Source organism: Roseateles sp., from assembly GCF_039929605.1.
Taxonomy (GTDB): domain Bacteria; phylum Pseudomonadota; class Gammaproteobacteria; order Burkholderiales; family Burkholderiaceae_C; genus Pelomonas.
The window spans coordinates 18,180-27,510 of sequence record NZ_JBDSQX010000049.1 but is presented as its reverse complement, the minus strand read 5'-3'; the positions used below and the strand labels follow the sequence as shown (position 1 = coordinate 27,510).

At 68.6% G+C, this 9,331-nt stretch carries 8 protein-coding genes and 1 tRNA gene; 5 read left to right on the top strand and 4 right to left on the bottom strand.

Features of this window, described 5'->3' with window-relative positions:
• On the top strand, positions 1-616 hold a 616-nt coding region (locus ABIS05_RS06885; protein ID WP_348009650.1), incomplete at its 5' end, for an acetyl-CoA C-acyltransferase.
• A 167-nt stretch (positions 617-783) separates the two neighbouring features.
• Here ABIS05_RS06885 and ABIS05_RS06880 read toward each other — a convergent pair.
• From ABIS05_RS06880 to ABIS05_RS06865, 4 genes are all read right to left on the bottom strand, one after another.
• Positions 784-1,086 carry a chaperone modulator CbpM gene (locus tag ABIS05_RS06880; protein ID WP_348009649.1) on the bottom strand — a complete coding sequence of 101 codons (303 nt, stop codon included), beginning with the start codon at positions 1,084-1,086 and terminating at the stop codon, positions 784-786.
• Positions 1,087-1,092: 6 nt separating this feature from the next.
• The gene (locus ABIS05_RS06875) at positions 1,093-2,064 is read right to left on the bottom strand and encodes a DnaJ C-terminal domain-containing protein (RefSeq protein ID WP_348009648.1); all 972 of its coding nucleotides are present in this window, start codon (positions 2,062-2,064) and stop codon (positions 1,093-1,095) included.
• A gap of 55 nt (positions 2,065-2,119) precedes the next feature.
• Positions 2,120-2,560, bottom strand: coding sequence for an antitoxin Xre/MbcA/ParS toxin-binding domain-containing protein (locus ABIS05_RS06870; RefSeq protein ID WP_348009647.1), 441 nt, complete (start codon positions 2,558-2,560; stop codon positions 2,120-2,122).
• A 591-nt stretch (positions 2,561-3,151) separates the two neighbouring features.
• Positions 3,152-3,228: transfer RNA gene (locus ABIS05_RS06865), tRNA-Met, on the bottom strand.
• A 185-nt stretch (positions 3,229-3,413) separates the two neighbouring features.
• Between ABIS05_RS06865 and ABIS05_RS06860 the strand changes: the two genes are divergently transcribed.
• The 4 genes from ABIS05_RS06860 to pdeM are packed head-to-tail and all read left to right on the top strand — an operon-like array spanning position 3,414 to position 9,265.
• A complete protein-coding gene (locus ABIS05_RS06860; protein WP_348009646.1) occupies positions 3,414-4,442 on the top strand; it encodes a ligase-associated DNA damage response exonuclease in 1,029 nt (342 codons plus the stop codon).
• Positions 4,439-6,121, top strand: a complete 1,683-nt coding sequence (locus ABIS05_RS06855) for an ATP-dependent DNA ligase (protein ID WP_348009645.1) — start codon at positions 4,439-4,441, stop codon at positions 6,119-6,121. Before ABIS05_RS06860 ends, ABIS05_RS06855 begins: the two co-directional genes overlap by 4 nt.
• Positions 6,096-8,609: a ligase-associated DNA damage response DEXH box helicase gene (locus tag ABIS05_RS06850; RefSeq protein ID WP_348009644.1), complete on the top strand. Its 2,514-nt coding sequence runs from the start codon at positions 6,096-6,098 to the stop codon at positions 8,607-8,609. Before ABIS05_RS06855 ends, ABIS05_RS06850 begins: the two co-directional genes overlap by 26 nt.
• Positions 8,606-9,265 carry a ligase-associated DNA damage response endonuclease PdeM gene (gene pdeM, locus ABIS05_RS06845; RefSeq protein WP_348009643.1) on the top strand — a complete coding sequence of 220 codons (660 nt, stop codon included), beginning with the start codon at positions 8,606-8,608 and terminating at the stop codon, positions 9,263-9,265. The genes ABIS05_RS06850 and pdeM overlap by 4 nt, the downstream gene beginning before the upstream one ends.
• Positions 9,266-9,331: the final 66 nt, after the last annotated feature.

The window sequence follows — 9,331 nt, the reverse complement described above, 5'->3', positions numbered from 1 at the left end:
GGCGATTGAGGAAGGGCGCTTCAAGTCGCAGATCGTGCCCATCGTCAAGCAGACCCGAAAGGGCGAGGTGGTGTTTGACACCGACGAACACGTCAGGGCAGCCACGACGATGGAGACGCTGGCGAAGATGAAGCCGGCTTTCAAGAAGGACGGCTCGGTGACCGCCGGCAATGCCTCGGGCATCAATGACGGCGCGGCCTTCTTCGTGCTGGCCGATGCGGCGGTGGCCGCCGCTGCCGGTCACAAGCCGATGGCAAGGTTGGTGTCGTATGCGGTCGCCGGCGTGCCGAACGAACTGATGGGAGAAGGGCCGATCCCGGCCACGAAACTCGCGCTGAAGAAGTGCGGGCTCTCGCTCGATCAGATGGATGTGATCGAGAGCAACGAAGCCTTTGCCGCGCAGGCGATCGCGGTTGCGCGCGGGCTGGAGTTCGACATGAAGAAGGTCAACGTCAATGGCGGTGCGATCGCGTTGGGCCACCCGATCGGCTGCTCAGGCGCCTTCCTCGCGACCAAGGCCATCTACGAGCTTCACCGCACCGGCGGGCGCTTCGCGCTGGTGACGATGTGCATCGGCGGCGGCCAGGGCATTGCTGCGGTGTTCGAGCGGCTCTGAGTAACGTCGCTACAGGCGCGGCAGATCCGGGGCGGGCGGACACATCACCGCCCTGCCCGACTTGATCATCGCCGCCAGCATTTCCCGCGGAAAGAAGGGCTCGCCGCCCGCGCCCAAGAGCAGATCGACGGCAGCAAGAGCATGCTTCGTGGCCGCTGTGGTCTGGGTCAGGGCGAACGCGACCGAAGCCTCTCGATCTCCGCCAACAGCGCCAACACGACCGCAGCGCCATGCAGCCCCAGGTCCAGCTCATGTGCCAGGCGCAGCACCTTGCGTGTGCGGGCCAGGGCCTCGCCGCTGAACTGCCAGTCGATCGGGCCACGGCCTGTCGGATGCAGCAGCCCCTCTTCGACCAGCGCCTGCAATTGCGCCGCGTCTGCTCCGCTGGCCCGGCACAAGGCGGGGAGGTCGAAGGCCACTTGCTCTTCGACGACGGCGCTGGCCGTGACCAGGTAGTAGGTGTCCGCCATGGTGCTTCAGGCCTCCAATGCGGCGCGAGGTTGATGGTCAGAATAGGCCTCGGCCAACGCCTGCCAAGCGGTCTTCTGCGCCTCTGAATCCGAAGGCGGCACGGCGATGGTCAGCACCGCGTACAAGTCACCGGCCTGGGCGCCGGGCAGGCCCCAGCCTTTGAGACGCAGCTTGCGGCCCTGGGTCGAACCCGCTGGAATGCCCAGTTGCACGGAGCCCTTCGGCGTCGGTGCGGTGACCGTGGCCCCGAGCGCGGCCTCCCACGGCGCCACCGGCAGATCGAAGTAGACGTCGCCGCCATCCAGCCGGAACACCGCGTGCGGCATGAATGCGATTTCCAGATAGAGGTCGCCTGCCGGCGCGCCGTTTTGGCCCGCAGCCCCTTGGCCCAGCAGCCTCAGATGCTGGCCCGGCCGCACGCCTTTGGGGATGCTGACGTCCAACTGCCGCTCTCCTCGCAGCGTGGCCCGCCCTTGCGCGTCGACCACGGGCATGCGCAACGACATCGTGCGTTGGGCGCCTCGATACGCATCCTCAAGATCGACCGTCAGCTTGGCGTGGTGGTCACTGCCCTGTGCGGGGCCGTGCTCGGAGGCATGCTGCCGCCTGCCTTCGCCACCACGCGAACGCTGCCCGAACAAGGATTCGAAGAAGTCGCTGAAGGCCGCGCCGTCGGGGCCGGCCCTGTTGTCGGCACCTCGGCCGCTGAACTCGAAACCACCGTCCCATCCGGGTGGTGGCTCGAATGCGCGGCCGTCTGCCTTGCGCCGGGCGATGTCGTCGTAGGCGGCGCGGCGCTCGGGATCGATCAGCGCCTCGTGGGCCTCGGCGATGTCCTTGAAGCGCGCTTCGGCGTTCGGCTCCTTGCTGACGTCGGGGTGGTATTTGCGCGCCAGCTTGCGGTAGGCGCGCTTGAGCTCGTCCTGGGTCGCGGTGCGCTCGACGCCGAGTGCGGCGTAGTAGTCCTTGAAGTCCATGGCGCGGTCAGGCGTTCATATCAACGCCAGCCGCAGCGGTGCGCCGGGTTCAGCCTCATGCGAGTGCCACATTCGCCACATGCGCCTGCGTTCTGGGCAGCGGCAGGCCTTGAGCGGCGACCAGAACCGCAGCGGCATCCGAGCTCAGCAGGTCGACAGGGCGTTGCCCGCCCAGCCGCGAATTGGGCCCGGCAAACCACTGCGCCACCCGCCAACCCGACCAGAGTTCAGGCAGTTGCGCCCGCACAGCCTGCGGCTGGGCTGCGATGGACAGGTCCTTCGGGTCGAACTGGAACATCGGTATCCACAGGCTGGCACGCCATTCAAACCCGAACACCTGGCCGGAATGAATGAGCTTGGCCAAGCTGACCGCCGCGCCGGCCTGGTGATCCAGCAACAGGCGACCGACGATGTCACTGGGCGCGGTGCCGCCGCTGTCGCGAAAGGCCTCGAGCAGGCTGACGAATCCGTGGCCGCTGGGGGTGTGGTCGATCATGTGCATGCCTACGTCGTAAATTGAATGGCGATCGGCGCACCAGACGGCCATCGTTGAGTCAACTTTGCTCGGATGCGGGACGAAAGACGGTGCGGCACCGCACCCAGCGCACGGTATATGCAGGCAATTGCGGCAAAGCCAATTCGGCTGCTCAAGAGCCGCCTGCCTGCCCATGCATGCCCGGCGCCTTCTTCGCCGAGGCCTCAAAACGCGGCTGCGCTGCGTCCCGTGCTGCACCGTCCCGCACAGGTGACTTGACCACGCACGGAGCGGCGCAGCCCGATGCCTGCAGCTTCAGTGCGGGCTCAGGCAGCGACATCCGCAGAAGTTGCTTATGTCGCAAAAGGTTCGAGCCCCTCCGGCGGCGCAGCTGTCAGGCGATCGGTTCAGCACAGAAAACTGCGCTGCAACGCTCGTCTGGGAACTCCTAGCGTCGCCAGTCGACCCGCCACATCGCCCAATGGTCAGCACGGCCAAAGCCAAATCGTGTGACGGCACAAGACCCGTCACAAACCTCGTCACAGCGAGCCAGAAACGACAAAGCCCGCACTTGGCGGGCTTTGCTAAGTCCTTCACAGGACTCTTATTTCTTGGTTGCGGGGGCAGGATTTGAACCTACGACCTTTGGGTTATGAGCCCAACGAGCTACCAGACTGCTCCACCCCGCGACTGAAGCTAGCAGTATACACGGTATTCCAGGGTTGGAGCAAATGCAGCGACATTCATCTAAGAGAGGCTCGTCGCGCGCGGATGCCCACGCCTTGTAGGCAGTGAGCCTGCCGCGCGGTCGGCGGCTGCCCTGATGCAGTTCCAACACGAGCCAGGCGGCTCTCGGCTTGTGCACACTCGCCCCATGCTCGACTTGGTCACCCGCCGCCCGCAAGGGCTCTACTGCGAGCCCGGCGATTTCTACATCGACCCGTGGTTGCCGGTCGATCGCGCTGTCATCACCCACGCCCATGCCGACCATTGCCGGCCCGGCCATGCCGCCTACCTGGCGCAATGCGATGGCCTTGGCTTGATGCGCGCGCGGCTGGGGGACGAGGCTACGCTGGATGGCTTGGCTTACGGCGAGGTGAGGCGCATCGGCGACGTGAGCCTGAGCCTGCATCCAGCGGGCCATGTGCTGGGCTCGGCGCAGGTGCGCATCGAGCACCGCGGCGAGGTCTGGGTCGTGGCAGGCGACTACTTCGTCAGCGGCGCTGGTGACTGCAACACGACCTGCGCGCCCTTCGAGCCGGTGCGCTGCGACGTCTTCGTCACCGAAAGCACCTTCGGCCTGCCCATCTACCGCTGGGCGCCGCAGAGCGAGGTGTTCGGCGAGATGCGCGCCTGGTGGGTCGACTGCGCGGCGCAAGGCAAGCAGGCGCTGCTGATGGGCTACAGCCTGGGCAAGGCGCAGCGGCTGATTGCCGGGCTGGCGACGGCCGATGCGCCGGGGCCGGTGCTCGTGCATGGCGCCGTCGCGCGGTTGAACGCGGCCTATCGCGAGGCCGGTGTCGCACTGGCCGAGGTGCAGACAGTGACGCCGGAGACGAACTTCAAGTCGTTGCGCGGCGCTCTCGTCATCGCCCCGCCGGCCGTGCAGGGCAGCCGTTGGGCCAGGGCGTTAGGGCCGCACAGCGACGCCTTCGCCAGCGGCTGGATGCGGCTGCGCGGCGCGCGCCGGCGGCGCAGCGTGGACCGGGGCTTTGTGTTCAGCGACCACGCGGACTGGCCGGGGCTGCTGGCCGCCATCACAGCGACGGCTGCGCAGCGCGTCATCGTCACGCATGGCGACGAAGGGACGCTGGTGCGCTACCTGAGCGAGCTGGGCCTGCAGGCCGAAGCGTTCGCGACCGAGTACGGCGACGAGACCCACGGCGTGGAGGCGGCCGAGTGAAGCGCTTCGTGGCCCTCTACCTGGCCATCGACGCGAGCACGTCCACACTGGCCAAGGTGGCCGCGCTGAAGCGCTACCTGGCCGACGCACCGCCGCGCGACGCCGCCTGGGCCGTCTACCTGCTGGCCGGCGGCACGCCGCGCCGGGCGGTGCCGACAGCTGAGCTTCGGGCGTTGGCCTGCGAGGCTGCGGCGCTGCCGGAGTGGCTGTTCGAGGCGGGCTATGCGGCGACCGGCGACTTGGCCGAGGCGATTGCCTACGTGCTGCCCGACCCCGAGGACAAGCTCGACGAGCCGCTGGCCGACTGGATGGAGCAGCGCATCCTGCCACTGCGTGCGCTGGACGCGGCCTCGCGGCGTGAGGCCGTGCTGGCCGCCTGGCGGGGGCTCTCGGCGGACGAGCGCTTCATGTTCGTCAAGCTCGTCGGCGGCGGGTTTCGCGTGGGGGTGAGCAAGCTGCTGGTGCAGCGGGCGCTTGCCGAGTGGTCGGGGCGCGATGCGGCCGGGGTTGCACAGCGCATGATGGGCTACACGAGCATTGACACGCCGCCGACGGCTGAGCGCTTCCAGGCGTTGCTAACCGACGATGTGAGCGGTGCTCGTGGTGGCCAGCCCTACCCGTTCTTCCTAGCGCACGCGCTGCCCGGCGAACCGGGGGCAACGCTCGGCGAGCGCGGGGACTGGCTGGCGGAATGGAAGTACGACGGCATTCGTGCGCAGGTGGTCAAGCGTGACGGGCAGGTATGGATCTGGTCGCGCGGCGAGGAGTTGGTGACGGAGCGTTTCCCCGAGGTGGAAGCGGCGGCCAGCATGTGGCCGGATGGCACGGTCGTCGACGGCGAACTGCTAGCCTGGCTGCCCGGTGAAGCCGAGCCAGCGCCATTCGCGTTGCTGCAGAAGCGCATCGGCCGCACCAAGCTGTCCAAGGCCATCCTTGCCGAAGCACCGGTGCGGCTGCTGGCCTACGACCTACTTGAAAGCGACGGCGAGGACCGCCGCCAGGAGCCCATGCACGTCCGCCGCGCACGGCTGGAACAGCTCGGCATTGCGACATCGCCGCTGCTGGATGCGCAGGACTGGGCCGGCCTCGCCGCTGCCCGCACCCAGTCGCGCGAGCGTCGCGTGGAAGGCCTGATGCTCAAGCACCGCGAATCGCCCTACGGCATCGGCCGCACCGGCAACGCCTGGTGGAAATGGAAGGTCGCGCCGCTGAGCGTGGACGCGGTGCTGATTTACGCGCAGGCCGGCCACGGCCGTCGCGCCAACCTCTACACCGACTACAGCTTTGCCGTGTGGAACCGGGCGCCGCGCGACGCCGCAGAGGCCGAGGCCGCACTCGATTCCACGGGCGGCGAGCTGACCCTGGTGCCGTTCGCCAAGGCGTACTCCGGGCTCACGGACGAGGAGATCAAGGGCGTGGACCGCGTGATCCGCAAGACCACCGTGGAGAAGTTCGGCCCGGTGCGGCGCGTGCGCCCGAGCATGGTGTTCGAGCTGGGCTTCGAGGGCATCCAGGCGAGCACGCGGCACAAGAGCGGCATCGCCGTGCGCTTCCCGCGCATGCTGAGGATTCGCGGCGACAAGCCGTTGCATGAGGCGGACACGCTGGACACGTTGCGTACGTTGATGGCGGTTGGACCCGAGGGGCAAGCGAATGGCGCCGAAGTCGCCGACGATTGACTGGTTGGCCGGGCGCGGCTGGAAGGCATTCCCTTTTCAGCGCAACGTCTGGAAGGCAATGGCCGCCGGCCAATCGGGCCTGCTGCACGCGACGACCGGGTCCGGCAAGACGCTCGCCGTCTGGCTGGGCGCGCTACAGGTATTTGGCGACATCGAGGCGCCGCTGTCGGTGCTGTGGGTGACGCCCATGCGCGCGCTCAGCCACGACACGCTGCTCGCCTTGAAAGACGCCGCCAGCGCCCTCGCACCGAAGTGGACGCTGGCCGCACGCACCGGTGACACGTCGACGAGCGAGCGCGCGTCGCAGCAGCGCCGCTGGCCGACGGGGCTGGTCACGACGCCCGAGTCGCTGAGCCTGATGTTGTCCCGTGCCGACGCGCCGGACGTGCTAAAGCGCGTGCGCCTCGTCGTTGTTGACGAATGGCATGAACTGCTCGGCACCAAGCGCGGCGTGCAGTTGCAGCTGGCGCTGGCACGCCTGCGGCGCTGGAACCCAGGCTTGATGACCTGGGGCCTGTCTGCCACGCTGGCCAACCTTGAGGAAGCCAGCGACACGCTGGCGCCTGGTGCCGTCATCGTCCGCGGTGCGCAGGACAAGAAGATCGCCATCGACACGCTGCTGCCCGAGCGCATCGAGCGCTTTGCCTGGGCGGGTCACATGGGCCTGGCGATGCTGCCGGCGGTCATCGAGAAGATCGACAGCGCCGCCAACTCGCTGGTGTTCACCAACACGCGCTCGCAGTGCGAACGTTGGTTCCAGGCGCTGCTGGAGGCGCGGCCGGACTGGGCGGGCCTGATCGCCCTGCACCACGGCTCGGTGGACGCCGACATGCGCCGCTGGGTGGAGGCGGCGATGAAGGCGGGTCAGCTCAAATGCGTGGTTTGCACGGCGAGCCTGGACCTGGGCGTGGACTTCCTGCCGGTGGAGCAGGTGCTGCAGATCGGCTCGGCCAAGGGCGTGGCGCGGCTGCTGCAGCGCGCGGGCCGCAGCGGCCATGCGCCGGGCCGCCGCTCGCGCGTGACGATGGTGCCGACGCACAGCCTGGAGATCGTCGAGGCCTCGGCCTTGCGCGCCGCCGTGCAGGCCGGCCGCATCGAGCCACGCCGCCCGCCCGATGCGCCGCTGGACGTGCTGGTGCAGCACCTCGTCACCCTCGCGCTGGGCGGCGGCTTCCGGCCAGACGATCTGCTGCCCGAGGTGCGCAGCGCGCCGAGCTACCGCGGCTTGAGCGACGAGGCCTGGGCGTGGGCGCTGGCCTTCGTGCGGCACGGCGGCGAGACGCTGCGCGCTTATCCGGACTTCCAGCGCGTCGTGCCCGACGACGCAGGCGTGTGGCGCGTGCCCGACGTGCGGCTGGCGCGGCGGCACCGCAGCAACATCGGCACCATCGTGTCGGACGCAACGGTGAGCGTGCAGTTCCTGACCGGCGGCCGCATCGCGACGGTGGAAGAGAGCTTCATCTCGCGGTTGCGCACGGGCGATGTCTTCCTGCTCGGCGGCCGCGCGCTGGAGCTGGTGCGCGTGGAGGGGCTGACCGCCTACGTGCGCATCGGCAAGCCGGGAAAGGCGCTGCTGCCGCGCTGGGACGGCGGGCAGTTCCCGATCTCGGACACGCTGTCCGACGCGATGCTGGAGCGCTTCGACGAGGCCGCGCAGGGCCGCTACACCGACCGCGAGATGCGCTTCGTCGCGCCGCTGCTGAAGCTGCAGGTCGAGTGGTCCGCCCTGCCCGGCCCGCAGCGGCTGCTGGCGGAGGTGATGACCTCGGGCGACGGTCATCATCTGTTTCTCTACCCATTTGCCGGCCGTGTCGTGCACCTGGGCTTGGCGTCACTGCTGGCCTGGCGTGTGGGCCGAGACACGCCCGCCACGTTCACGATGGCCATCAACGACTACGGGCTGGAATTGCTCAGCGCCACCCAGATCGACTGGAACGCCCAACTGCCCGCGCTGCTGGCGCCGGTGGACCGCGAAACGCTGCGCGAGGAGGTGCTGGCCAGCTTGAACGCGACCGAGATGGCACGGCGGCGCTTCCGTCAGATCGCCCGCATCGCCGGGCTGATCTTCCAGAGCCACCCGGGCGAGGCGCGCAGCCAGCGGCAGTTGCAGGCCTCGGCGTCTCTCTACTTCGACGTGTTCCGACAGCATGACCCCGAGAACCGGCTGCTGCGCCAGGCCGAGGCGGAGCTGCTGTCGGCAGAGTTGGACGTCGAATCGCTCGGCCGCATGTTGGCGCGCATGGCCGCGCAGCAGCTCGACCTGCGCCAACTGACGCGGCCGACGCCGCTGGCGTTTCCGCTGCTGGTGGAGCGGCTGCGGGAGCGGGCGTCGACGGAGTCACTGGCGCAGCGGCTGAGCCGCATGCTGGCCGAGTTGGAAGCTGCCGCCGGCGGGGAAAGAGCGCCAACCGACGTCGGCTCGCGACTCGCGTTTGGCAAAGCGCCCGACAAGCCGAGGCAGCAGCGCACGCGACGGAGGCGACAGTGAGCCTGCGCGTGGACGCCGCTGGCGAGACGCTGTGGCTGCTGGCCGATGGTGCCGTCTGGTGGCCGGCTGCGCGGACCGTCTTCGTGGCAGACCTGCATCTGGGCAAAGGCGCCGCCTTTCGTGCGCAAGGCCAGGCTGTGCCGGCGGGCAGCAGCGCGCGGACGTTGGCGCGACTGCATGACGTCGTCGTTGCGCACGATGCAGCGCAGCTCGTCGTGCTCGGCGACTTCTGGCATGGCGCCGAAGGCCTGACGCCGTCGTTGCTGGACGCTGTTGCAGCGTTCGCCGAGCGCCTGCCGACCCTGCTCGTGCTCGGTAACCACGACCGGCGCATTCACCCGCCGGGGCTGCCGTTGCAGGTGGTCAACGGCACGTTGCCGTTAGGCCCGCTGACTGCCGCACACGAGCCGCCGCCGACCGGTAGTCTGGGCTTCACGCTGGCCGGCCACTGGCATCCGGCTATCGCCATGAGAAGCCACGCGGGCGACCGTTTGCGGCGGCCATGCTTCGTGCGTTACCCGCATGCACTCGTGCTGCCGGCGTTTGGTGGATTGACCGGGGCGCTGACATTGCGACGCAGCGAACTGGCGCGGGACCACGCCGAAGTCGCCGTGCTGGGCGACGGCGAACTTCACTGGTTGCCCGAGATCCGCTGAGTTGTTCAGCTCTTGACAGCGTGCGCCACGGCAAAAAACTGCCGCTCTGTTAGCTGCGACAGAAAG

Coding starts and splice junctions, on each gene's coding strand:
- ABIS05_RS06880 (WP_348009649.1), bottom strand. CDS start 1,086: ATGGCGGACACCTACTACCTGGTCACGGCCAGCGCCGTCGTCGAAGAG.
- ABIS05_RS06875 (WP_348009648.1), bottom strand. CDS start 2,064: ATGGACTTCAAGGACTACTACGCCGCACTCGGCGTCGAGCGCACCGCG.
- ABIS05_RS06850 (WP_348009644.1), top strand. CDS start 6,096: ATGGCGCCGAAGTCGCCGACGATTGACTGGTTGGCCGGGCGCGGCTGG.
- ABIS05_RS06860 (WP_348009646.1), top strand. CDS start 3,414: ATGCTCGACTTGGTCACCCGCCGCCCGCAAGGGCTCTACTGCGAGCCC.
- ABIS05_RS06870 (WP_348009647.1), bottom strand. CDS start 2,560: ATGATCGACCACACCCCCAGCGGCCACGGATTCGTCAGCCTGCTCGAG.